The 22,597-nt window shown below is 71.7% G+C and carries 20 protein-coding genes; 12 read left to right on the top strand and 8 right to left on the bottom strand.

Annotation, left to right across the window (positions count from 1 at the left end; translation table 11 throughout):
• Positions 1–264: 264 nt before the first annotated feature.
• Positions 265–1,098: an SAM-dependent methyltransferase gene (locus JEK78_RS00960; RefSeq protein WP_200262182.1), complete on the top strand. Its 834-nt coding sequence runs from the start codon at positions 265–267 to the stop codon at positions 1,096–1,098.
• 54 nt (positions 1,099–1,152) lie between these two features.
• On the opposite strand, the gene pgm is transcribed toward JEK78_RS00960, so the two are convergent.
• Positions 1,153–2,793: a phosphoglucomutase (alpha-D-glucose-1,6-bisphosphate-dependent) gene (gene pgm, locus JEK78_RS00965; RefSeq protein WP_200262183.1), complete on the bottom strand. Its 1,641-nt coding sequence runs from the start codon at positions 2,791–2,793 to the stop codon at positions 1,153–1,155.
• A 128-nt stretch (positions 2,794–2,921) separates the two neighbouring features.
• The gene (locus tag JEK78_RS00970; protein ID WP_200262184.1) at positions 2,922–3,878 is read right to left on the bottom strand and encodes a LysR family transcriptional regulator; all 957 of its coding nucleotides are present in this window, start codon (positions 3,876–3,878) and stop codon (positions 2,922–2,924) included.
• Between the two features lie 204 nt (positions 3,879–4,082).
• Between JEK78_RS00970 and snpA the strand changes: the two genes are divergently transcribed.
• The 5 genes from snpA (at position 4,083) to JEK78_RS00995 (ending at position 9,282) form a co-directional block, all read left to right on the top strand.
• Positions 4,083–4,772 carry a snapalysin gene (snpA, locus tag JEK78_RS00975; protein WP_200262185.1) on the top strand — a complete coding sequence of 230 codons (690 nt, stop codon included), beginning with the start codon at positions 4,083–4,085 and terminating at the stop codon, positions 4,770–4,772.
• A 234-nt stretch (positions 4,773–5,006) separates the two neighbouring features.
• Positions 5,007–5,801, top strand: a complete 795-nt coding sequence (locus JEK78_RS00980; protein ID WP_200262186.1) for a ribonuclease BN — start codon at positions 5,007–5,009, stop codon at positions 5,799–5,801.
• 124 nt (positions 5,802–5,925) lie between these two features.
• A complete protein-coding gene (locus tag JEK78_RS00985) occupies positions 5,926–6,717 on the top strand; it encodes an SAM-dependent methyltransferase (RefSeq protein WP_200262187.1) in 792 nt (263 codons plus the stop codon).
• A 543-nt stretch (positions 6,718–7,260) separates the two neighbouring features.
• The gene (locus JEK78_RS00990; RefSeq protein WP_200262188.1) at positions 7,261–8,580 is read left to right on the top strand and encodes a lipase family protein; all 1,320 of its coding nucleotides are present in this window, start codon (positions 7,261–7,263) and stop codon (positions 8,578–8,580) included.
• Between the two features lie 282 nt (positions 8,581–8,862).
• On the top strand, positions 8,863–9,282 hold the full coding sequence (locus JEK78_RS00995; protein WP_242483222.1) for a TIGR03618 family F420-dependent PPOX class oxidoreductase: 420 nt from the start codon (positions 8,863–8,865) through the stop codon (positions 9,280–9,282).
• 129 nt (positions 9,283–9,411) lie between these two features.
• Here the strand turns inward: JEK78_RS00995 and JEK78_RS01000 are convergent, their stop codons facing one another.
• The 3 genes from JEK78_RS01000 to JEK78_RS01010 all read right to left on the bottom strand — a co-directional run bounded on the left by JEK78_RS01000 (position 9,412) and on the right by JEK78_RS01010 (position 10,491).
• Positions 9,412–9,606: a hypothetical protein gene (locus JEK78_RS01000; RefSeq protein ID WP_200262190.1), complete on the bottom strand. Its 195-nt coding sequence runs from the start codon at positions 9,604–9,606 to the stop codon at positions 9,412–9,414.
• 172 nt (positions 9,607–9,778) lie between these two features.
• Positions 9,779–10,102 carry a hypothetical protein gene (locus tag JEK78_RS01005; protein ID WP_200262191.1) on the bottom strand — a complete coding sequence of 108 codons (324 nt, stop codon included), beginning with the start codon at positions 10,100–10,102 and terminating at the stop codon, positions 9,779–9,781.
• Positions 10,103–10,254: 152 nt separating this feature from the next.
• On the bottom strand, positions 10,255–10,491 hold the full coding sequence (locus JEK78_RS01010) for a hypothetical protein (RefSeq protein ID WP_200262192.1): 237 nt from the start codon (positions 10,489–10,491) through the stop codon (positions 10,255–10,257).
• A gap of 216 nt (positions 10,492–10,707) precedes the next feature.
• Here JEK78_RS01010 and JEK78_RS01015 point away from each other — a divergent pair, with 216 nt between their 5' ends.
• Positions 10,708–11,328 (top strand): L-threonylcarbamoyladenylate synthase, encoded by a 621-nt coding sequence (locus JEK78_RS01015; RefSeq protein ID WP_200262193.1) that lies wholly within the window; start codon positions 10,708–10,710, stop codon positions 11,326–11,328.
• A 92-nt stretch (positions 11,329–11,420) separates the two neighbouring features.
• Entirely contained in the window at positions 11,421–12,401 is a 981-nt protein-coding gene (gene ligD / locus JEK78_RS01020; RefSeq protein WP_200262194.1) for a non-homologous end-joining DNA ligase, read from the top strand.
• A gap of 71 nt (positions 12,402–12,472) precedes the next feature.
• Here ligD and JEK78_RS01025 read toward each other — a convergent pair whose 3' ends face one another.
• Complete coding sequence (locus tag JEK78_RS01025; protein ID WP_200262195.1) at positions 12,473–12,994, bottom strand: hypothetical protein; 522 nt, start codon at positions 12,992–12,994, stop codon at positions 12,473–12,475.
• Positions 12,995–13,458: 464 nt separating this feature from the next.
• Between JEK78_RS01025 and JEK78_RS01030 the strand changes: the two genes are divergently transcribed.
• Positions 13,459–14,265: a VOC family protein gene (locus JEK78_RS01030; RefSeq protein WP_200262196.1), complete on the top strand. Its 807-nt coding sequence runs from the start codon at positions 13,459–13,461 to the stop codon at positions 14,263–14,265.
• Here the strand turns inward: JEK78_RS01030 and glgX are convergent.
• Both glgX and JEK78_RS01040 read right to left on the bottom strand, forming a co-directional pair.
• On the bottom strand, positions 14,240–16,429 hold the full coding sequence (gene glgX, locus JEK78_RS01035; protein WP_200262197.1) for a glycogen debranching protein GlgX: 2,190 nt from the start codon (positions 16,427–16,429) through the stop codon (positions 14,240–14,242). The two genes, JEK78_RS01030 and glgX, sit on opposite strands and share 26 nt — an antisense overlap.
• The gene (locus JEK78_RS01040; RefSeq protein WP_200262198.1) at positions 16,426–16,950 is read right to left on the bottom strand and encodes a pep a2; all 525 of its coding nucleotides are present in this window, start codon (positions 16,948–16,950) and stop codon (positions 16,426–16,428) included. The genes glgX and JEK78_RS01040 overlap by 4 nt, the downstream gene beginning before the upstream one ends.
• 392 nt (positions 16,951–17,342) lie before the next feature.
• On the opposite strand from JEK78_RS01040, the gene JEK78_RS01045 reads away from it, so the two are divergent.
• Genes JEK78_RS01045 through JEK78_RS01055 form a run of 3 tightly spaced genes read left to right on the top strand, consistent with a single transcriptional unit; the run spans position 17,343 to position 22,594 of the window.
• Positions 17,343–19,490 (top strand): alpha-1,4-glucan--maltose-1-phosphate maltosyltransferase, encoded by a 2,148-nt coding sequence (locus JEK78_RS01045; protein WP_200262199.1) that lies wholly within the window; start codon positions 17,343–17,345, stop codon positions 19,488–19,490.
• The gene (treS, locus tag JEK78_RS01050) at positions 19,487–21,205 is read left to right on the top strand and encodes a maltose alpha-D-glucosyltransferase (protein WP_200262200.1); all 1,719 of its coding nucleotides are present in this window, start codon (positions 19,487–19,489) and stop codon (positions 21,203–21,205) included. Before JEK78_RS01045 ends, treS begins: the two co-directional genes overlap by 4 nt.
• 33 nt (positions 21,206–21,238) lie before the next feature.
• Positions 21,239–22,594, top strand: coding sequence for a maltokinase (locus JEK78_RS01055; RefSeq protein ID WP_200262201.1), 1,356 nt, complete (start codon positions 21,239–21,241; stop codon positions 22,592–22,594).
• The last annotated feature ends 3 nt before the right edge of the window (positions 22,595–22,597 follow it).

The following is a 22,597-nucleotide window of genomic DNA, read 5'->3' on the forward strand; positions in this document are numbered from 1 at the left end:
GCGCGGCCCGAGCCCCATTGTGGCCGTGCCCGGCGCCGAAGGCACGGCGAGGACGGCCGAGTGCCATGGGCGCGGCACTCGAGAGGCGACGGCTCCGGAGAGGTACGAAGTCGCGCCGCCGCCGGTCCGGCACCTCTCCAGGGGGCGTGGCGTGCCGCTCCGACGGGAGCCGCGGAGCCCGGAGTCGGGGGGAGGCGTGTGTGCCCCGGGCTGGTCAACTACCGTTCTCCGCAGAGGATCACGCCCGGTAGTGGAGGACGACGCATGGCGGACGGAACGGTGTCGAGCGAGCTGCGCGACAGGATCAGGACGGATCAGGCACACACGGCCCGGATCTGGAACTACTGGCTCGGGGGGAAGGACCACTACCGCGTCGACCAGGAGGCGGGAGACCGGATCCGGGAACTGCACCCCGGTATCGGCGAGTACGCGCTCGCCGATCGGAAGTTCCTGGGTCGCGCGGTGCGGCACCTGGCGGGCGAGCGCGGAATCCGCCAGTTCCTCGACGTCGGCACCGGCCTGCCCACCGCGGACAACACGCACGAGGTGGCACAGCGCATCGCCCCGGACTCACGCGTCGTGTACGTCGACAACGACCCGATCGTCCTCGCCCACGCCGAGGCCCTCCTCACCAGCAGTCCGGAGGGCAGGACCGACTACCTGGACGAGGACCTGCGGAACACCGACGCGATTCTCGCGCACGCCGGACGTACGCTGGACCTCGACCGGCCGGTGGCCCTGATCCTGCTCGGCGTGGTCATCTTCGTGGACGACGACTCCGAGGCCCGAGGCGTCGTCCGGCGTCTCCTGGACGCGCTGCCCGCCGGCAGCCACCTCGTCCTGTCGCACACCGTCACCCGACCGGACATGCCGGACGTGGACGCGGCCGTCTCCTTCTGGAACGAGCACGGCACTCCCCGCCTCACCCAGCGCACGCCGCAGGCCGTCGAGCGGTTCTTCGACGGCCTGGAGCTCCTCTCCCCCGGCGTCGTCTCCTGCAACCGCTGGCGCCCCGAACCGGGCGACGATCCGATGCCGGCCGAGGTCGCGATGTTCGGAGGGGTGGGCCGCAAGCCGGGCGGGGAGCCACTGGGGTGAACCGGCCGTGCGGGGGCTCCGTCCCCGCACGGCCCGGCGGCCACCGCTTGGAGGTCAGTCGACGAGCGCCGCGAGCACGACCTCCCGCGCCTCCTCCCGCACCCGTCGGAGGTGGTCGGGGCCCAGGAAGGACTCCGCGTAGATCTTGTACACGTCCTCGGTTCCTGAGGGCCGCGCGGCGAACCAGGCGTTCTCGGTGCACACCTTGATGCCGCCGAGGGGCTCGCCGTTCCCGGGCGCACGACCGAGCACGGAGGTGACCGGCTCTCCGGCCAGGACGGTGGCGGTGACGTGCTCCGGGGAGAGCCGCGCCAGTCGGGCCTTCTCCTCACGGGACGCGGGGGCGTCGGTGCGAGCGTAGGCCGGGGTCCCGAACCGCTCGGTCAGGGCGGCGTAGTGGCTGCTGGGCGTCCGACCGGTGACGGCCGTGATCTCCGCCGCGAGCAGGGCCAGAACGATACCGTCCTTGTCGGTGGTCCAGACCTGCCCGTCCTTGCGCAGGAACGACGCCCCGGCGGACTCCTCACCGCCGAACCCCAGCGTCCCGTCGGCGAGCCCGTCCACGAACCACTTGAATCCGACCGGCACCTCGACCAGTCGACGGTCCAGGTCGGCGGCGACGCGGTCGATCATGCCGGACGAGACCACGGTCTTGCCGACGGCGGCGTCGGCAGGCCAGCCCGCCCGGTGGGAGTACAGGTAGGAGATGGCGACGGCGAGGTAGTGGTTGGGGTTCATCAGGCCCGCGTCGGGGGTGACGATGCCGTGACGGTCGGCGTCCGCGTCGTTGCCCGTCGCGATGTCGAACCGCTCGCGCCGGGCGATGAGCGAGGCCATCGCGTGCGACGAGGAGCAGTCCATGCGGATCTTCCCGTCCCAGTCCAGGGTCATGAACCGCCAGGTCGGGTCGGTGAGCGGGTTCACCACGGTCAGGTCGAGCCGATACCGCTCGGCGATCCTGGCCCAGTAGGCGACGGACGCCCCTCCCATCGGGTCGGCCCCGATCCGCACCCCGGCCGATCGGACGGCCTCCAGATCCAGCACCTCGTCCAGCCTGCCGACGTAGCCGTCGAGGAAGTCGTGTCGCCCGGTCGTGGGCGCCGCGAGCGCCCTGGGGTACGGCACCCGCCGCACGTCCTTCAGACCGCCCGCGATGATCTCGTTGGCCCGGTCCTGGATCCAGGAGGTCGCCGCCGAGCCCGCCGGGCCGCCGCTGGGCGGGTTGTACTTGAATCCGCCGTCGGCCGGAGGGTTGTGGGAGGGAGTCACGACCACTCCGTCGGCCAGGCCCCGGTCGCGTCCGCGATTGTGGTCGAGGACGGCGAGGGAGACCGCCGGTGTGGGGGTGTAGCCGTCGGCGGCGTCGATCAGCACCGTGACCTCGTTGGCGGCGAACACCTCCAGCGCCGTGACCCGGGCGGGCTCGGACAGCGCGTGGGTGTCGGCGCCGAGGAAGAGCGGACCATCGGTGCCCCGCGCGCTCCGGTACTCGCAGATCGCCTGGCTGGTCGCCGCGATGTGGTCGTCGTTGAACGCGGCGGCGAGCGACGAGCCGCGGTGGCCCGATGTCCCGAAGGCGACTCTCTGCGCGGGCTCGGCGGGGTCGGGACGCAGCGTGTAGTACGCCGTCACGAGCCGGGCGACGTCGATCAAGTCCTCGGGTCCGGCCGGCTTGCCGGCGCGCTCGTGGTGCATGGGCCAGCTCCTCCTCGTCGATGGTCCGGTGGCGGGCGATCCCATCTTCCCCCGATCCGGGGGCGGGGTCGCCCCGCCCCGGACGATCGACGTGGGCGAGGGCGTCGCTCGAGCGTGGGCGCCGTCGCTCAGTGGGCGCAGGCACTGCCGCGCGGGTGTGACGCGCCGCCCGGCGCCCCGTCCCTCGGGTCCCGGTGGGCGGGCGACTGTCGGACCGCCTCCCAGTACGCCTCCCGCAGCGAAGGGAAGACCGCGTCCAGCTCCGCCGGGGTCCGCGTGGCGACCAGGAGGCGCACACCGATGGGGTCGCCGTGCAGCCGGCGGACCGCGACGTCGGGTCGGGGCGGCGGGCCGGGGCGGCACACGGTCACGGCCTCCCCGGCGGCCACCAGGGACGCGGCCGTGTGAGGGTCGCCGTACAGGACGCGCGGGGCGATACCGGCCGAACGGAGGACGCGCTGGAGTCCCTCCCACTCGCCGTCGACGGTGGGGTCCACCATCCAACGGTCCGCGGCCAGGTCGACCAGGCGGACCGTCCTCCGGGCGGCGGTCGGATGACCGACGGGGACCATCACGGACCGCGGTTCCCTGTCGACCAGCACCCGCACGCACAGGCCTTCGGGGACGCGCAGCGGGAAGCCCTCGACCTCGTGTACGAAGGCCACGTCGAGCCGACCCTCGGCGACGCCGCCGAGCAACGCGCCGCCGGACACGTCCATCCGGAGGGTGGGGTCCTCTCCGCGTTCCCTGAGCCGACGCAGCCAGCCGGCCAGGGCATCGCTCGCCGTGGCACCGACGCGAGGTGCCACCTCCCCGCCGTTCGAGGCGGCTCGTGCCTCGTGGACCAGGTCCCGTAGGTCGGCCAGCAGGGGCCGGGCCCGACCCACGACCGTCCGCCCGAGCGGTGTGGGTCGGCAACCGGTTCGCTCCCGGATGAACAACGCTCCGCCCAGCGCTCGTTCGATCCGGCCCAACTGGTGGCTCAACGTCGGCTGCGAGACGCCCAGGAGACGAGCCGCACGGTGCAGGCTCCCGGCCTCGGCGATGGCGCAGAGCGCGCGCAGATGCCTCACCTCCAGCTCCATGCCGGGAGCGTAGGACCGAACACACCTTCGCGCCAGATGAACAAAAGGCGGCGGAACAGAGCGAGTTGAGCACTCCGGACGAACCTCCGCCACGAGTGATCGGTGATCCCGATCCCCGTTCGCCATCATCCCGGAGGCCGGACAGGCCCTTCACACTCACCGGTGACGACTTCTCTCTCCCCCCCCACACCCAAGGAGTCATCGATGCGTCTTCCCCTGCCCGCGTTCGCCGCGGCCCTCGGACTCGGCCTGGCCGCTACCACTCTGGGCACCGCTCCGGCCGCGACCGCTCCCGAGACGGCGGCACCCGGAAGCCCGACCCAGTACGCGGCCTACAGCCCCTCCGCCGTTCCTTCGGACCCGGAGGCCCGGGACACCGAGGCGTTCTTCGAGGCGGTGCTGGAGTCGGTCGCCGAGAAGCGGGCCGCCGCACCCACGTCGGACGCCTCCGTCACCGTGTACTACAGCGCGAGATACGCGCCGAGTTTCCGCACTCAGATAGCGCGCAGCACCCAGATCTGGAACGGCTCGGTGACGAACGTGCGGCTCCAGGAAACCACCTCGGGGGCCGACTTCGCGTACTACGAGGGCAATGACCCCCGGGGCTCCTACGCGGCCACCGACGGTCGAGGCAACGGCTACATCTTCCTCGACCACCAGCAGAACCAGGTGTACGACTCGACCCGGGTCACCGCCCACGAGACCGGACACGTCCTGGGGCTGCCCGACCACTACAGCGGCCCCTGCAGCGAACTGATGTCCGGGGGCGGCCCCGGAACCTCCTGCACCAATCCCTACCCGGACGCCGCCGAACGGGCCCGGGTGAACCAGCTGTGGTCCGCCGGATTCACCGAGGCACTGGACAAGGCACTGGAGAAGTCCGAGCGCCGCTAGGGACCGGGACGCTCGGGGCGCGAGACGGCCGGAGGGTCGCCTCGCGCCCCATGCGCCACCGCTTCCGGCAGGGCCCCTCTCCGCGGCGGGTGCCCGCCGGTAGCGCGCTTGGCGGACCCTCCCACCGGTCGCGGCGCGCGGTCCACGACACGACGGGCTACGTTGGTGCCACACGGCCCGGGGGCCGCCGCACTCCTCGCAGCCGTCCCAGGACCGCCACCGAGGAGCGCTTCCGTGACCCGGTATCCCCACCGTCCGCGCGCCGCGTGGCGGCGGCTCGCGGGAACCGCCCTGGTCCGACACGGACGCGAGCTGGAACTGCTGCACCGGGCGATGGGTTTCGCCACGCTCGCGCTGGTCACCCTGGCCCCGCTGCTGATCGTCGTGGCCGCCGCGGACCCCCTCGGACGCGGCGGCTTCGCCTCCTGGCTCGCCGACGGGATGGGCCTGTCCGGGCGTTCCGCTCAGGTTCTGACCGACATCATCAGCCCGCCCCCGGACGTCATCGGGACCACCAGCGTGTGGGGCGGGCTGGCGCTCGGGGTGTTCGGGGTCGCCTTCGCCGCGAGCGTACAGAACGGCTACGAACGGATCTGGGGCCTGCCCTCGGGTCCCTGGCACCGTGTGTGGCGGCAGTTGACCTGGGTGGCGGCCCTCACGGCCTACCTCTATCAAGAGGTGCAGACTCGTACGGCGTTGGACGGATCGGCCCGCATCGCCCTGTCCACGGCGACCGGTCTGCTGTTCTTCTGGTGGGCGCAGCACTTCCTGCTGGGTGGACAGGTCCGCTGGCTCGACCTCCTGCCCGGTGCGCTGGCCACCATGGTGGGGCTGGTCGGCCTGCGCGGCTTCTCCTACCTGGTCTTCACCCCGCTCATCCTGGACAACGCGATCAGCTACGGAGCGGTGGGCATCGTGCTGGTGGTGGAGTCGTGGTTCATCGGGGTCGGTTTCGTGGTCTACGGGGGCGCCCTCGCGGGGCGGTGGTTCTGTGAGCACCACTGGTGGCCGCGCGCCCGGACCGGATGAGCGCGACGCGGTCGCCGGAAACCCCGACCCTCGCGCCGACTCCGTTGGGCACGGCGACACATGACGCCGTACCATGAGCCGGCACCACTCGGTTGACCGACCGCCCCGGACGCTGGAGCCCGCCTTGACCACGGACCCTTCCCGGCCCCCCAGGATCGACACCGGAAAGGCCCATCCGGCACGCGTGTACGACTGGCTCCTCGGCGGCAAGGACAACTACCCGGTCGACGAGGAGGTGGGGCGGAGGCTGCCGCCGGAGGCCCGTACCGGTGCGCGGCAGAATCGCGCCTTCATGCGGCGCGCCGCCGCACACCTGGCGGAGCGAGGCATCGACCAGTTCCTGGACGTCGGGGCGGGCATCCCCACCGAGCCGAACCTGCACCAGGTCGTCCAGCGCGCCGTCCCCGCCTCCCGGGTGGTATACGTCGACAACGACCCCATCGTGCTCCGTCACGCCGAGGCCCTGCTGGTCAGCCATCCCGACGGGGCCACCGAGTACGTCCTCGCGGACGCCCAGGCACCCGACGAGATCATCCGTCAGGCCGGACGGGTCCTCGACCTGCGGCGCCCGGTGGCGCTCTCCCTGATCGCGCTGCTGCACTTCCTGCCGGACGACGAACGGGCCGGCGCCGTCGTACGCGAGTTGGTCGGGGCCCTGGCGCCGGGCAGCCACCTGGTCCTGACCCACGGGGCGTCCGATCTGAATCCGGAACTCGCCGGGCGTGCCACCGCCCAGTACGCGCGGGCGGGCATCCGCCTGGGTCTGCGCGCCCGGGATGAGGTGGCCTGCTTCTTCGACGGGCTCGACCTGCTGCCTCCGGGGCTGGTGACGACGACGGAATGGCCCACGCCGGAGGAACGTTCCGCCGCACCGGAGAACAGCGGTGTCTACGCGGGAGTGGCCCGCAAGCCCTGAGCCTCCGCCCCGCGCGCCTCGCCGACGCGTGACGGCGAGGCAGTCACGCGGGGCCCGTCCCCCTTCCCCGGGGCGAGGACCGGAGCCGGCCACCTGGGGCGGGCTCCGACTCGGCCCTGCCGCGCGGGGGCGGCTTGTGGCGGGACCGACCGGTCGCGGCCGGTGTCCGAACGGCCGACCGGGCCGTCCGCCCGGGTCGGCCCGCCACACCTGACCGACGGGTCCGTTCGACGCCGCCGAGGCCTCGACCCGGCTACCGGCGTCGCCACACGGTCCGGCGGGCGCGTCGACGACGGCGGCGGGAAGGCCGGATCTCCTCCGTCCGTCGGCGCGCGGCGGGCCCCGAGTCAGGGGGCGGGACCGGGGCGGGACGTACGGAGGGACATCGGCCCTGGACGGTACGTCAAGTTACTCAACCGTAATCCGCTCGACGCTACCCACGGTAACTCCTGTGCGGTTACGGTCCCGTAGCCCCCACAAGAACGACCCACCCCACCCCCATGGACCGTGGACGACGGTCCGCACCTCCCCAGGAGCTCCCCCATGCCCGCACGCTCTCGTCTGCTCGCCTCGGCGGTCGCCGCGACCCTCGCCGTCGGCGCTTTGGCCGTCCCGGCGACCGCGGCCGACGGTACGGCCGCCGTGGTCTCCCGCGGCGTCGAGATCCCCGCCTTCTACACCCCGCCGGCCACCCTGCCCGCCGACGACGGCACCCTGGTCCGCACCGAGCCGCTCACCCTGGCCTTGTCCGGCCTGAGCGGGGTCCTGCCGGGCGAGGCGACGCGGTTGATGTACAAGTCGACGAACTCCAACGGCGACCCGGTCGCCGTGACCGGCGCCTACCTCGAGCCGACCGAGCGGTGGACCGAAGGCGGCCCGCGTCCGCTGGTGGCCGTCGCGCCGGGCACCATGGGGCAGGGCGACCAGTGTGCCGCCTCGATGGGACTGGAACGTCCGCTCACGATGAACGGCCAGACGATGTCCGTCGGTTACGAGGACGTCGTGATCCACCGGCTGCTGTCCGACGGGATCGCGGTCGTCCTCACCGACTACGTCGGTCTCGGCGCCACCGACCGCCTGCACACCTACGTCAACCGCGTCGACGGCGCACACGCGGTCCTCGACGCCGTGCGCGCGGCCCGCTCCCTGGAGTCGGCGTCGGTCACCGACGCCTCGCCCGTGGGCCTGTTCGGCTACAGCGAGGGAGGGGGGGCCACCGCCGCGGCGGCGGAGCTCCAGCCGTCCTACGCCCCGGACGTCGAACTGGCCGGAACCTATGCCGGCGCCCCGCCCGCCGACCTGGCGGAGGTGACCGAGGGGATCGACGGCGGCAACCTGGCCGGCGCGCTCGCCTGGGCCTTCAACGGCTTCCTGGAGAGCGACCCCACCCTCCGGGAGGTAGCCGACCGTCAGTTCAACGCCACGGGGATCGCCGCGCTGGAGGACCTCGCCGGGATGTGCGTCGGCGACGCCGTGCTGGGGTATCGCTCCACGCGAAGCTCCGAGTGGACGACGTCCGGGCAGCCGGTGAGCGAGGTCATCCGCGACGAACCCGCCCTGCGGGCCTTCGTGGAAGAGCAGCGACTGGGAACCCTGAAGCCCGCCGGCCCCGTCCGGGTGGCCACCGGCATCGCGGACGACCTCGTCCCGCACGCGCAGTCACGCGACCTGGCCGTGGACTGGTGCGACAAGGGCGCCCAGGTGACCTACAAGGCGATCCTCGTCCCCGGTGTCGGCAACGACCTCCTCGACCACGTCTCGCCGCTCCTCGCCGACCAGGGTTCCGCGCTGGACTGGCTCTCCGACCGGCTCGCGGGCGAGAAGGCCGGCTCCAACTGCTGGACGATGCGCTTCCAGCCGTGACCCGGCCGCCGGGGCTTCTCTCCCCGGCGGCTCGGCGGGTCCGCGCCGGCCAGGACACGGACCTCGCCACCGGGTCTCCCCGGCGCCGGCCGCTCCTTCGCCACCCCACAGGAGGAAGGGGCGGCCGGCACCGGGTCGTGGCACGCTGTGCGGAGTCACGATCACGTCGCGAGGGCACCCGCCCCCGCGCCTGGCGGTCCGCTCCCAGGGCAGCCACGACCGACCGTGGCGTCCCGCCGTCGTGCCAAGGCCCGGCACGGACAAGACCAGGAGAGCCCGCCCTTGACCGACGAGAAGTCTCCCGCCGCACCGGGCGACGCGTTCTGGAGGGAGCGCCGCCTCTGCTTCCTGACGACCCTTCGGCCCGACGGCACACCGCATCTGACGCCGGTAGGCGCCACCTACGACCCCGACGAGGACCTGGTTCGCGTCATCACCGACGGCCGAAGCCGCAAGGTCGGGCACATCCGCTCGGCGTCGGCCGCCGGCCGCCCGGCTCACGTCGCCGTCGGCCAGGTGGACGGCCGACACTGGTGCACCCTGGAGGGAACGGCGGTCGTCCGGGACGACGCCGCGTCCGTCGCCGAGGCGGAGCGCCGCTACCGCGAGCGGTACCGGCAGCCGAGGGTCAATCCCGATCGCGTCGTCATCGAGATCAGCGTCACACGCGCCCTGGGAACCCTCGTCCCCTCGGGTTGGTGACGCTCAACGTCAGGGTCTCGGCGACCGTCCCTCCTCGATCCGCCTCGGCGTGGTCGGGTGCCGGGGGGTGCGGCACGGCCGGGGCGCCCTTCGCCTCGGGCGGAGGGCGCCCCGGCCGTGGGCGGCCCGTCAGCACGGCGACGTGGCCATGATCTCCTCGAAGGACGCCATGCAGTCCGGACAGTGCCGGGCCCGCTCGCCGTCGGTCGCCGCGATCCTTTCCCGAAGCATCTGCCCACACAAGGTGGCCGCGGCCTGTTTGGCCATCACGTGCCACACCAACGCTCCGCCCGACTTTTCCGGGCCCACGCACATCTCGTACATTCCGGCCTCCCGGACTGGACGCCGCTGCCACTCCCCAGGAGACACCGGCGCGGCCGTTCACCCGTACCGCTCGACGGCCATTCGGGTGACCGCCGCCCCGCCGCGCGAACGGGGTCGCCGCCGGATCGGCCCGGATCGCCCCGTCGGGCGGCCCGGCGCCGAGGCGGGGTGGTCACCAGGCCGGGCTTGGGGTCGTCGGCCGCCGGACGGTCTCCGCCGCGTCCCTCAGATGGAGGGCCACGGCGACAAGGGCTCGGAGCGCCGAGGGGCGCAGGCTCTGAGCGGTGTCGGCGGCCAGTACCAGCAGGCAGGAGGCGGCCTGTTCCACGACGGCCACGGGAAGCGCGAAGTCGTGCGCGTCCGCGCGGCGAAAGGCGCGCCAAGGAGCGCCGGCGCCGTCGATGGCGCGCTGTACGGCGCGCTCCAGATGCTCGGCGGCCTGCTCGCACACGGCGGCGGGCAAGGTGATGGTGGGATGGAAGGCGGAAGCGGTCATGTCCTGATGCGTCCCCCGCCGCCGCGTGTCCGCCACGGCGGCCGTCCGGTTTCACCGGGTCGGCGGGGTGGTCGCGCCGGAACCGGCGGGTGCCGCCGTCCGCGGCGACCGGACGCCGTGCCGGACCCGCCGTCGCCGCCGTGGGCGGTGGGTCAGCCGCCGTCGAGGCGCGACCGGAGCAGTCCCTTGCCCATCTCGGCTCCCTTGCGACTGTCCGCCTGCGCCTTGCGGAACAGCTCCACGACCTCGGTGTCCCGTTCGCGTTCGGCGTCCTCGATGTAGGTCTCCAGGCGCAGGGCGTTGTCCAGACACGCCTCGACGTACCAGATGAGGTCGTAGTCCCTGTCCCGGGTTCCGGTGACGTCGCCGGTCTCGGTGGCGCTGGCCATGCGGGCCTCCTCGGATCGCTGTCCTCGCTGGCTTCGGAGCGATCGGGTACCCGCCGCGCGGACGGGCCACACACCTCTCGTTCCCGAGGCACTCCGTCCGGAGGCGGGCGGTCCGGGACGCTCCCGGGCCTGCCGTCGCCGGCCGCCCGACGGCGCGACGGGAGGGCGGGTACGGGCCGATGCGCCGCCGACCCGGGGTGGGCATAGGCTCGGGCGATGGCCAAGTACTTCGACGTGCACCCCGACAACCCTCAACCGCGACGCGTGGCGCAGATCGTCGCCGGTGTCCGTGACGACGCGTTGATCGCGTATCCGACGGACTCCTGCTACGCCCTGGGCTGCCGGCTGGGCAGCAGGGACGGTGTCGACCGCATCCGGACGATCAGACAGTTGGACGACCGGCACCACTTCACATTGGTTTGTCAGGACTTCGCGCAGCTCGGCCAGTTCGTCCGCGTCGACAACGACGTCTTCCGAGCGATCAAGGCCGCCACGCCGGGCCGCTACACCTTCATCCTGCCCGCGACCCGTGAGGTGCCGCGGATGCTGCAGCACCCGAAGAAGAAGACCGTCGGCGTGCGCATCCCCGACCACGTCCTCGTCCAGACGCTGTTGGCCGAGTTGGGCGAGCCACTGCTGTCCAGCACGCTGCTGCTGCCCGGCGAGGAGGAACCGATGACCCAAGGCTGGGAGATCAAGGATCGCCTCGATCACCTGCTCGACATCGTGGTCGACTCGGGGGACTGCGGCACGGAGCCGACCACCGTGGTCGACTTCTCCGGGGGGGAAGCGGAGGTGGTCCGACACGGCGCGGGAGACCCGGCGCGCTTCGGGTAGTCGCCCCGGGAACCACACGCCCCCCTCCGCCGTTCGGGCGAACATCACCGGCCGGACGCGTGCCACGTGGCCGGGCTGTCGACACGTCACCCGTGGAGCTGCCGCTTGTCGCACCGATGCTCGCCACGCCCGGCCGTCTTCCCCCGACCGCCCAGGACGCGCGCTGGGCCTACGAGACCAAGCAGGACGGCATCCGGGCAGTGGTCTACCTGCCGGGTGACGGCACGGTCCGCCTGCGCTCGCGCTCGGGGCGGGATATCACGGCGGCGTATCCGGAGCTGGGCGCGCTGGGCGCCGCCCTCGGCCCGCTCGACGCCGTTCTCGATGGGGAGATCGTGGTCCTCGACGTGCGTGGGCGAGCCGACTTCCAGGCGCTCCAGTCCCGAGCGGGCCTCGGCCGGGACCTCGCCAGGGTCGCGCGGAGAGCGGCCGAGACCCCGGTCCACCTGGTGCTCTTCGACGTGATGTTCCTGGCGGGCCGCTCGCGGATCCACCACTCCCACACGCGAAGGCGGGGGCTGCTGGAGGAACTCGACCTGCGCGGGCCGTTCTGGTCCACTCCGGCGGCGTTGGTGGGCCACGGCGCGGAGGCCTTGCGCGTCACCCGCGAACACGGTCTGGAGGGCCTGGTCTGCAAGCGCCTCGACTCGCCCTACGAACCGGGGGTGCGATCGCGTTCCTGGATCAAGATCAGGAACACGCGCACCGAGGACGTGGTGATCGGCGGCTGGCTGCCGGGCGGAGGGAGTCCGTCCGGACGACCGGGCGCCGTCCTCGTGGGCCGACGCGAGTCGGGACGGCTCCGCTACGCCGGAAGCGTGGGTACCGGCTGGAGCGACGCCGAGCGGGCCGAACTCGGGGCGCTGCTGCGAGCCGCCTCCACCCACTCCTGCCCCTTCGATCCGGCCCCGACCGTGCCGGGCGCTCGCTGGGTGGTGCCCCGGCTGCTCGCCGAGGTCCGCTTCGTCTCCCACACCCGGGCGGGGCTGCTCCGTCAGCCGTCCTGGCTGCGACTGCGTCCCGACCTGGCGCCGGAGGATTCGGAGCGCCGCGCGCCGCGCGCGTCCGAGTGACGCCCGTCACCACCGGGGACGCCGAACGCCGGCGCCCCCGAGGCCACGCTCCCCTCCTCCACGCGGACGCTTCAGCGGCCACCGTCGGCCCGGTCCCGGAGAAAGGCGCTCACCTGGTCGACCAGCCCGCTGTCCCTGGCCGGGCCGCCGGCGGTGCCCGGGAGGGGAAGATCCAGTCCGACACCCCCCACCCACAGCCATCGTCCGGTCCACACATCGTCGACGCGCAGTTGCACCTGAACGTCGAGCCGACGCAGTCCCTCGTCGGGACCGGCCGCGTAGAGCACAGCCGTGGCGCGACGGAGTGGATGGACCTCGAAACCCTCGATGAACCTGGAGTTCCGCCAGTCGACGAACGCGCTCTCGCCGTCGGCGCCCACCCGGACGTCCACCTGCCCGTCCTCCAAGTGGACACAGGCGCGCCGCGCGGCCCGGTTCTCGACCGTGACCCGGAGACGGAAGTACCGGAGACCCTCGGCGGCGTCGTCGCGGCCGTGTGGAGGATCGCCCAGGTCGACGCCGTGCACACGGAGCCGTAGACCCGGGTGCTCGTCGCACTCCTGCCAGTCCCCGACCACGTTCGGCTCGTACACCCCGCACCTCTCGCCCTCTCGACGCCGTTCCTATCGGCGCCTTCGGCGCACTGTCAAACGCCCGAGAGGCGCCCCATGGGAACGCCGGGCGACGATCAAGCGATGCCCAGCGGAAACCCGCGGCATCCCTCCGATCGACCTCCGGGAGCGTGCCGCACATCACGCGCCCCACCGTGACCGCGCGGCCCCTCCCGGTCGGCGCGGACGGCGGGGCCACGCGCGGGGGCCGGACGGACGGCGAGTGGTGCCTCAGGGGGGCGGGGCCGCCGCGGTCGAGAGCCGGGGCACGGCCGCCACGCCCGTGGGTCGCACGGTCCGCACTGGTCCGTCCGTGCAGTTCCGACGCCGTTTCGCTGGTGCCGTCGGGGTACTCGCCAGGCGCTCGGGGCCCTGGGGACCGGACACTGGTGGGGTACCGGTGGACGCCGGTGGACGCGACCAGGACACGCAGGCGACGAACGGAGATGACCGACAACATGAACTCACCCGCCGGCCCGAGGACGAAGCATCTGGTCTCCACGCGGTCCGTCTACGGCGCCCCCTGCTGGGTGAGCCTGACCAGCCGCGACCTGGCGGCGACGGAGGAGTTCTACTCGGCGGTGCTGGGGTGGAGGTGGCGACCCGCCCGGCTCGGCGACCGGTTCCGGATCGCGCTGGCCGGCGACACCCCCGTGGCCGGGATCGCCGCCGTCGCGACGATGTGGCACATGGCCGTGGCCTGGACCCCGTACTTCGCCGTGAACAGCGCGGACCAGGCGGCCGCCCGGGTCTCGGAGCGGGGTGGCACGGCGGCGGTGGGGCCGATCTCCCTACCTCCCGGAAGGGCGGCGCTGCTGGCGGACCGGGACGGGGCCGCGTTCGGGGTCTGGGAGGGTGAGCTGTTCACCGATTGGGAGACCTGGCGGCACGCCCAGCCGGCGTTCTTCCGGCTCCACACCCGTGACGCCCTCGCCGCCGCGATCTTCTACGGCGAGGTGCTGGAGTGGGCGACGGACACACCGGGCTGCTGCGAGGTCCACTACGAGGGGAGCGAGGTGGTCCTCCGCAGCCGCGGCGAGGTGGTCGCGCGCATCGACTCGGGCGCACTGGAATCGGCCCCGGACCCGGCGGTTCGCCCCCATTGGCAGGTCCACTTCCACGTCGAGGACATCGAGTCCTGCGCCCGCGCGGCCGAGGCGAACGGCGGCAGCGTGCTGGTCGAGGACGACCTGGAGGTCGTCCTCCGCGACAGGGACGGCGCGCAGTTCACCGTGACCGGTCGGGGCGCCTGAACGGCCCCTCGGTGTCGGCGCGCCCGCTCGTTGGACGGCCGAGGAGGGTCAGACCGCGCGCCTCGACGGTGAGCGAGGCGCCGGCCTTGTGTTCGCTCCCGTCCCCGGCCCCGTCTCCGTCCGCCGCCGTGTCCAGCAGCGCTGTCCAGCACTCGCCGTAGAGAGGGTCGGGCAGCCGGAACTCCACCGGCTCCCAGTGTCCGTTGAACAGGAGCAGGAAGGAGTCGTCGACCACGGGGCGCCCCCGGGCGTCGGGCTCGGTGATGGCGTCGCCGTTGAGGAAGGCGGCCACCGCCCGCGCGTCCCCCCGCTGCCAGTCGGCGTCGCTCATCTCCCGCGCGTCGGGCCGCAGCCACACCAGATCGGCGAGCGGCCCCCCGGCACGGGGGACGGACTCCCCGCGGAAGTGGCGTCGGCGGCGGAACACGGGGTGAGCGGCGCGCAGCGCGATCAGTCGACGGGTGAATTCGAGGAGTCGGCGCCGTTCTTCGGTCGACGTCCAGTCGACCCAGGACGTCTCGTTGTCCTGGCAGTAGGCGTTGTTGTTGCCACGCTGGGTGCGCCCCAGCTCGTCGCCGTGGCAGAGCATGGGGATGCCCTGCGACAGCAGGAGGGTGGCCAGGAAGTTCTTGTGCTGTCGCTCTCTCAGGAGGAGGACTTCCGGATCGGTCGTGGGCCCCTCCGTGCCGCAGTTCCATGATCGGTTGTGGGTCTCTCCGTCCCGGTTGTCCTCACCGTTGGCGTGATTGTGCTTGTCGTCGTACGACACGAGGTCGCGCAGCGTGAACCCGTCGTGAGCGGTGACGAAGTTGACGCTGGCGCGGGGGCGACGTCGACTGTGCTCGTACAGGTCGGAGGAGCCGGTCAACCGGGAGGCGAACTCCCCGAGCGTGTGCTCGGTCCCGCGCCAGAAGTCGCGCACGGCGTCGCGGTAGCGGCCGTTCCACTCCGACCAGAGCGGCGGGAAATTGCCGACCTGGTATCCCCCCTCGCCCACGTCCCAGGGCTCCGCGATCAGCTTGACCCCGCTGATCACCGGGTCCTGCTGGATGAGGTCGAAGAACGCCGACAGGCGGTCCACCTCGTGGAATTGCCGGGCCAGGGTGGCCGCCAGGTCGAAGCGGAAGCCGTCCACGTGCATCTCGGTGACCCAGTAGCGCAGCGAATCCATGATCAATTGGAGGACGTAGGGGTGCCGCATCAACAGGCTGTTGCCGGTGCCGGTGGTGTCGTAGTAGTGCTGCCAGTCGCCGTCGACCAGTCGGTAGTACGAGGCGTTGTCGATGCCCCGGAACGACAGGGTGGGACCGTGTTCGTTGCCCTCCGCCGTGTGGTTGTAGACGACGTCGAGGATCACCTCCAACCCGGCCGCGTGGAGGGTCTTGACCATCGCCTTGAACTCGGCGACCTGCCGACCCGGGGTCCGCTGCGCGGCGTACCCGTCGTGAGGGGCGAAGTAGCCGATGGTGTTGTAGCCCCAGTAGTTCGACAGACCCCGGTCCAGCAGCGCCCCGTCGTGCACGAACTGGTGCACCGGCATCAGTTCGACGGCGGTCACCCCGAGCGAGGTCAGGTGATCCACCACGGCGGGGTGGGCCAGACCCGCGTAGGTCCCGCGCAGTTCCGCGGGCACGGCCGGGTGGGTGCGGGTCAGGCCGCGCACGTGCGCCTCGTAGACGACGGTCTCCGCGTAGGGACGACGGGGAGGGCGGTCGTCTCCCCAATCGAAGAACGGGTCGGTGACCACCCCCAGCATGGTGTGCCCGGCGCTGTCGGCCGGGTCGGGGCCGCCCGGCGTCCGCTCGTACAGGGACGGATGGTTGTCCACCCGGCCGTCCGTGGCACGGGCGTAGGGGTCCAGCAACAGCTTGGCGGGGTTGCAGCGATGCCCGGCGGAGGGGTCCCACGGACCGTGAACCCGGTAGCCGTAGCGCCGACCGGGGCCGACCCCGGGCAGGTAGCCGTGCCACACGAACCCGTCGACCTCCGGAAGGGGCACGCGGGTGTGGGTGCCGCCGTCACCGACCAGGATCAGGTCCACCCGCTCGGCCACCTCGCTGAACAGGGCGAAGTTGGTGCCCTGGCCGTCGAAGGTGGCACCCAGCGGGTAGGGGTGACCACGCCATACGGACGCGACCCCACCGTCGGACCGGTCCACCGTCATCGGGCCTCCCCCGACGCTCCCCCGCCCGCGCGCACGGTCGGACCGGTGCCCGCGAGTTCGGCCATCGGACCGGACCCTCGGGGCACGGTGAGGCCTTCCCGGGCGATGGGCCCCGGCGCCGCGCAGACCAGCGGGACACGCTCGCCGGACCGGGCACGCTGGGAGAACCAGACGACCCGGCAACCCGCGCCGGTGGCACAGCACCCCCACCCGTCGCAGGTCGCGGCCAGGTGGCGGAGGCACTCCCGCAGACCGGGATCGGGCCGCAGCACGTGGTCCTTGCCGCCGAAGGCGGTGATGAGATGCTGGCCGCTCCACCACATCTCCACGGACGTGCTCTTGTCGCGAGCGTGCTCGTCGATGGCTCGGAGCAGCATCTCCGCGCCGCCGCACACGGTGTCGACCAGATTGTCCAGGCCCCAGAACCTGAGGCGAGCCGCCAGAATGCGCCTGACCTGGGAGACCCGGTCCGGACTGACTTCCACGTCGAGGTGGTAGTAGCAGGGCACTGCGGTCTTCATCGTCCTGTGCTCCTCACCGCGCCGCCCCGTTCCGTATGCGCCCGTCACTCTCTCGAGACCGGACACGGAACGTGAGCACTCGTTGATCCTGAGTGACTCCAGCGTGAGAGCGGTAGCCCATTCGTGCAACACGAGCCCCGGGGCAACCGTTCATTGAAAACCCAACAGGACGCTCCGTGTCCGACTGTGCACCATGAGTGCAGGAGTCGATCGTTCGGATCGCGTCCCGCAAGGGACCGCCGCGTGCCTCGGGCCTCCGGACCGGTCGGTGGGGTCCGACCTCCCGGCGACGCACCGGCGCCCATCGCCGGAGGCCGAGCCCCCGCGGCGTGGCGTGATCCGCCGGCCGGGCCTCGACGCCCGGCCCCGAGCACGTGCGGAGGTGGGTGGCGATGGGCGGCACCGAGGAGATCGGGCGTGTGGTGGTGGTGGATGTGGCTCCGGTGGTGTTGGGGGGGCGGCGGCCGGCGAAGGCGGTGGTGGGGGAGGACTTCGAGGTGTCGGCGACGGTGTTTCGGGAGGGTCCGGACGTGGTCGGGGCGGGGGTGGTGTTGACCGATCCGGAGGGTCGGCCGGGTCGGTGGGTTGCGATGCGGGAGGTGGGGGCGGGCTCGGACCGGTTCTCGGCCTGGGTGTCGGCCGGGGTGGTGGGGGACTGGTCGTTTCGGGTGGAGGGGTGGAGTGATCCGGTGGCGTCGTGGTGGCGGTCGGCCGGGGCGCGGTTGGGGGCGTGTCCGGGGGAGGCGTGGTTGGTGTGGGAGGAGGGGGCGCGGTTGTTGGAGCGGGCGGCGGTGGGGGTGCCGGAGGGGGAGGGGCGGGGGCGGGTGCGGGCGGTGGCGGAGGCGTTGCGTGCGAGGGCGGGGGGCGGTGCCGGGGATGGGGGTGGGGTGGGTGGGTGTCTGGAGGCGGTGGAGGAGTTGTTGGTGGGGGTGTTGGGGTCGTATCCGTTGCGGGAGTTGGTGTCGTGTTCGGAGTCGTTGCCGTTGCGGGTGGAGCGGGAGCGGGCGTTGTACGGGGCGTGGTACGAGTTCTTCCCTCGTTCGGAGGGGACGCGGGGGTGTGCGCACGGGACGTTGCGTTCGGCGCGTCGGCGTCTGCCGTGGATCGCGCGGATGGGTTTCGACGTGGTGTATCTGCCGCCGATTCATCCGATCGGGCTCACGTGTCGCAAGGGGCGGGGGAACACGTTGACGGCGGGCGAGGGGGACGTGGGGGTGCCCTGGGCGGTGGGGGGCCTCGAGGGCGGGCACGACGCGGTGCACCCGTCGTTGGGAACTCTGGAGGACTTCGAGGGTTTCGTGGCGTGTGCCGAGAAGTTGGGGTTGGAGGTGGCGTTGGACTTCGCGTTGCAGTGTTCGCCGGACCATCCCTGGGTTCGTCAGCGCCCGGGGTGGTTTCGCAGGCGGGTGGACGGGTCGGTGGCGTTCGCGGAGAATCCGCCGAAGCGGTACGAGGACATTTTTCCGTTGGATTTCGATGCGGATCCGGAAGGGATCGTGGCGGAGTCCTTGCGGGTTCTGCGGTTTTGGATGGCCCGGGGGGTGCGGATCTTTCGGGTGGACAATCCGCATACCAAACCGGTGGTGTTCTGGGAGCGGGTACTGGAGGGGATCCGTCGGACGGATCCCGATGTGGTGTTTCTTGCGGAGGCGTTCACGCGGCCGGCGATGATGCGGATTCTGGCGCAGATCGGTTTTCAGCAGTCGTACACATATTTCACCTGGCGTGACAGCAAGGCGGAGTTGACCGAGTACGCGACGGAGTTGGCTCGCGACAGTGCACACTATCTGCGGCCGAACTTTTTCGCCAACACTCCCGACATTCTTTCGTCGTACTTGCAGCGCGGTGGTCGGCATGCCTTCGAGGTGCGGGCGGTGTTGGCGGCGACATTGTCGCCGAGTTGGGGAATCTACAGTGGTTTCGAACTGTGTGAGAACATTCCCGCCGGGCCGGATTCCGAGGAGTATCTGGACTCGGAGAAGTATCGACTCGTCGCTCGTGATTGGGAGGCCGCCCGGCGTGAGGGGCGGGACATCGTCGACTTGATCGCCCGGTTGAACGCGCTGCGTCGGGCGCATCCGGCTCTGCGTCACCTGCGCAACCTGCGTTTCCATCACACCGACAACGACCGGATCATCGCCTACAGCAAGCGCCGCGGCGACGACACCGTTCTCGTGGTGGTCAACCTCGACCCCCACCACGCCCAGGAGGCCACCCTCGCGCTGGACCTGCCCGCTCTCGGCCTGCCCCACCCCCACCCCCAGCCCGGGCATCGGGAGGCCGGGGCGCCGCACGAGGCGACGTCGGCGAGGGGCTTCACCGTCCACGACCGGCTGACCGAGCAGACCTTCCACTGGCACGGCGACGACTACGTCCGCCTCGACCCGGAGCACACCCCCGCCCACATCCTCCACATCCCCCCACCCACCGACCACGACCACGGCCACGACCACGGCCTCACCGGCCGCCACGACGCCCGGGACGTCACCCCCACCCGCGGCGACACCGCGGGCAGCCAGAGCGGAGCGGAGCGCCCATGACCGTCAACGACCCCGTGCCCGACACCTTCGAGGACACCCCCGCACACGACCGGGACCCGGACTGGTTCAAACGCGCCGTGTTCTACGAAGTCCTGGTCCGTTCCTTCCAGGACAGCGACGGCGACGGTATCGGCGACCTGAAGGGGCTCACCTCCCGCCTGGACTACCTCCAATGGCTGGGGATCGACTGCCTGTGGTTGCCTCCCTTCTTCACCTCCCCCCTGCGCGACGGAGGCTACGACGTCGCCGACCACACCGCCGTCCTGCCCGAGTTCGGTGACCTCGCCGATTTCGTGGACTTCGTCGACGCCGCCCATCAACGCGGCATCCGCGTCATCATCGATTTCGTCATGAACCACACCAGCGACCAACACCCCTGGTTCCAGGAATCACGACGCGATCCGACCGGCCCCTACGGCGACTACTACGTCTGGGCCGACGACGATCACCGCTACCCCGAAGCCCGCGTCATCTTCGTCGACACCGAGGCATCGAACTGGACCTACGACCCCCAACGCGGCCAATACTACTGGCACCGATTCTTCTCCCACCAACCCGACCTCAACTACGACAACCCCGCCGTCAGGGAAGAAATCACCGCCGCACTCAAATTCTGGCTCGACCTCGGCATCGACGGATTCCGCCTCGACGCCGTCCCCTACCTCTACCAACAAGACGGCACCAACTGCGAGAACCTGCCCGCCACCCACCACTTCCTCAAACACATCAGAAAAGAAATCGACACCCACTACCCCGACACCGTCCTCCTCGCCGAGGCCAACCAATGGCCCGAAGACGTCGTCGACTACTTCGGCGACTACCCCAGCGGCGGCGACGAATGCCACATGGCCTTCCACTTCCCCGTCATGCCCCGCATCTTCATGGCCGTCCGTCAGGAATCCCGCCACCCAGTCTCCGAGATCCTCGCCAAGACCCCCACCATCCCCACCCGCTGCCAATGGGGCATCTTCCTCCGCAACCACGACGAACTCACCCTCGAAATGGTCACCGACGAAGAACGCGACTACATGTGGGCCGAATACGCCAAAGACCCCCGCATGCGCGCCAACATCGGAATCCGCCGCCGCCTCGCCCCCCTCCTGGACAACGACCGCAACCAAATCGAACTCTTCACCGCCCTCCTCCTCGCCCTCCCCGGCTCCCCCATCCTCTACTACGGCGACGAGATCGGCATGGGCGACAACATCTGGCTCGGCGACCGCGACGCCGTCCGCACCCCCATGCAATGGACCCCCGACCGCAACGCCGGATTCTCCTCCAGCGACCCCGGCCGACTCTTCCTCCCCACCATCATGGACCCCGTCCACGGCTACCAGGTCACCAACGTCGAAGCCGCCATGTCCTCCCCCGCCTCCCTCCTCCACTGGACCCGCCGGATGATCCAGATCCGCAAACAACACCCCGCCTTCGGCCTCGGCACCTACACCGAACTCCCCTCCACCAACCCCGCCGTCCTCGCCTTCCTCCGCGAACACGACGACGACCTCGTCCTCAGCGTCAACAACTTCTCCCGCTTCGCCCAACCCACCCAACTCGACCTCACCCCCTACACCACCCGCCACCCCATCGAACTCTCCGGCGGCGTCCGCTTCCCCCCCATCGGCGAACTCCCCTACCTCCTCACCCTCGCAGGCCACGGCTTCTACTGGTTCCGGCTCGCACGAGCGGCCTCCCCCGCGGACCGCAGGGCGTAGGCGGCACCGGCCGAGGAAAGGACGCGCGTCACCATGCCGAAGACCGTTTCCCCTCGCCCGAGGCCCACGCCGTCCCACGACCCGATGGAGTCGCTCGACGGCCTGCTGCGCGAGTGGCTGCCCCGGCAGCGCTGGTTCGCGGGGAAGGACCGACCCGTCACGGACCTCTCTCTCCTGTCGACGACGGAGCTGTTCCCGGGCTGTCTGCACCTCCTGGTCCAGTCGGGGCCCGGTCCGGTACCCGACAGCGGGCTCCCCACCGGGGACTGCTACCAGCTTCTGCTCGGCATACGCGAGCGGCCCTCGCCCCGCCTCGATCGCGCGCTCGTCGGAGAGGCACGGCGAGGACCGCTGTCCGGTCTCACCGTCTACGACGCCCTGCACGACCCACGTTCGGCACGGTCGCTTCTGGAGCGCCTGCGACACGCCGGCAGCGCCGGCCCGCTGCGCTTCGAGAACGATCCGTCGCTGACGATCCCCACCGCGCTGCCCCCCCGGCTGCTCGACGCCGAGCAATCCAACTCCTCCCTGGTCTACGGGGACCGGCTCATCCTGAAGCTCTTCCGCCGTGTCCAACCCGGCGTCAATCCCGAACTCGAGGTCACCGGCGCGCTGGCGCGGCAGGGCTGCTCCCGGGTACCGGCGCCGGTGGCCTGGTTCCGCACCACCCACCCCTACGGGGCGACGCTCGGAGTACTCCAGCCGTTCCTCAGCGGAGCCGCCGACGGGTGGGCACTGGCCCTGGAGGCCCTGGCCGCCGGAGACGACTTCACCTCCCAGGCGGAGGAGTTGGGGAGGGCGACCGCCGACGTGCACCTGGCTCTCGCGTCGGCCTTCCCCGGGGGTGCCCGCGCGGCCCACGAGCCCACCGCGCGAGCGATGTCCGAGCGGCTGACCGCGGCCTCGCACTGTGTTCCGGCCCTCAAGCCGTTCGTGCCCGGCCTCCGCTCGGCGTTCGCTTCCCTCGAACGTGGCGAGCCGGGGCCGCCGGCCCAGCGCGTCCACGGGGACCTGCACCTGGGTCAGGTACTGCGTGCCGGGCGCGACTGGTTCGTCATCGACTTCGAGGGCGAGCCGTCGCGACCTCTGACCGAACGTCGTAGCGCCCACTCCCCTGTGCGGGACATCGCCGGCATGCTGAGGTCCTTCGACTACGCCGCCCGGCAGCGCCGCCCGTGGCGCCCGGAATGGGCGCGCCGCTGCCGCGAGGCCTACTGCGCCGGGTACGCCGGCCGAGCCGGCTGGGACCCTCGGCGTGAAGACGGCCTGCTGCGCGCGTACGAGACGGATCGGGCCGTGTACGAGGTGTTGTACGAGGCCAGACACCGGCCCGACTGGCTTCCCGTACCCATGGCGGCGATCGAACGACTCGCCGAGAGAGGAGAGTGACCC

It is taken from the genome of Streptomyces sp. HSG2 (genome assembly GCF_016598575.1).
Lineage (GTDB): Bacteria > Actinomycetota > Actinomycetes > Streptomycetales > Streptomycetaceae > Streptomyces.

Bases quoted from the DNA above. Each gene is read 5' to 3' on its own strand.
- JEK78_RS00960 (WP_200262182.1), top strand. From the start codon at position 265: ATGGCGGACGGAACGGTGTCGAGCGAGCTGCGCGACAGGATCAGGACG.
- pgm (WP_200262183.1), bottom strand. From the start codon at position 2,793: ATGCACCACGAGCGCGCCGGCAAGCCGGCCGGACCCGAGGACTTGATC.
- JEK78_RS00970 (WP_200262184.1), bottom strand. From the start codon at position 3,878: ATGGAGCTGGAGGTGAGGCATCTGCGCGCGCTCTGCGCCATCGCCGAG.
- snpA (WP_200262185.1), top strand. From the start codon at position 4,083: ATGCGTCTTCCCCTGCCCGCGTTCGCCGCGGCCCTCGGACTCGGCCTG.
- JEK78_RS00990 (WP_200262188.1), top strand. From the start codon at position 7,261: ATGCCCGCACGCTCTCGTCTGCTCGCCTCGGCGGTCGCCGCGACCCTC.
- JEK78_RS01000 (WP_200262190.1), bottom strand. From the start codon at position 9,606: ATGTACGAGATGTGCGTGGGCCCGGAAAAGTCGGGCGGAGCGTTGGTG.
- JEK78_RS01005 (WP_200262191.1), bottom strand. From the start codon at position 10,102: ATGACCGCTTCCGCCTTCCATCCCACCATCACCTTGCCCGCCGCCGTG.
- JEK78_RS01010 (WP_200262192.1), bottom strand. From the start codon at position 10,491: ATGGCCAGCGCCACCGAGACCGGCGACGTCACCGGAACCCGGGACAGG.
- JEK78_RS01015 (WP_200262193.1), top strand. From the start codon at position 10,708: ATGGCCAAGTACTTCGACGTGCACCCCGACAACCCTCAACCGCGACGC.
- JEK78_RS01030 (WP_200262196.1), top strand. From the start codon at position 13,459: ATGACCGACAACATGAACTCACCCGCCGGCCCGAGGACGAAGCATCTG.
- glgX (WP_200262197.1), bottom strand. From the start codon at position 16,429: ATGACGGTGGACCGGTCCGACGGTGGGGTCGCGTCCGTATGGCGTGGT.
- JEK78_RS01040 (WP_200262198.1), bottom strand. From the start codon at position 16,950: ATGAAGACCGCAGTGCCCTGCTACTACCACCTCGACGTGGAAGTCAGT.
- JEK78_RS01045 (WP_200262199.1), top strand. From the start codon at position 17,343: ATGGGCGGCACCGAGGAGATCGGGCGTGTGGTGGTGGTGGATGTGGCT.
- treS (WP_200262200.1), top strand. From the start codon at position 19,487: ATGACCGTCAACGACCCCGTGCCCGACACCTTCGAGGACACCCCCGCA.
- JEK78_RS01055 (WP_200262201.1), top strand. From the start codon at position 21,239: ATGCCGAAGACCGTTTCCCCTCGCCCGAGGCCCACGCCGTCCCACGAC.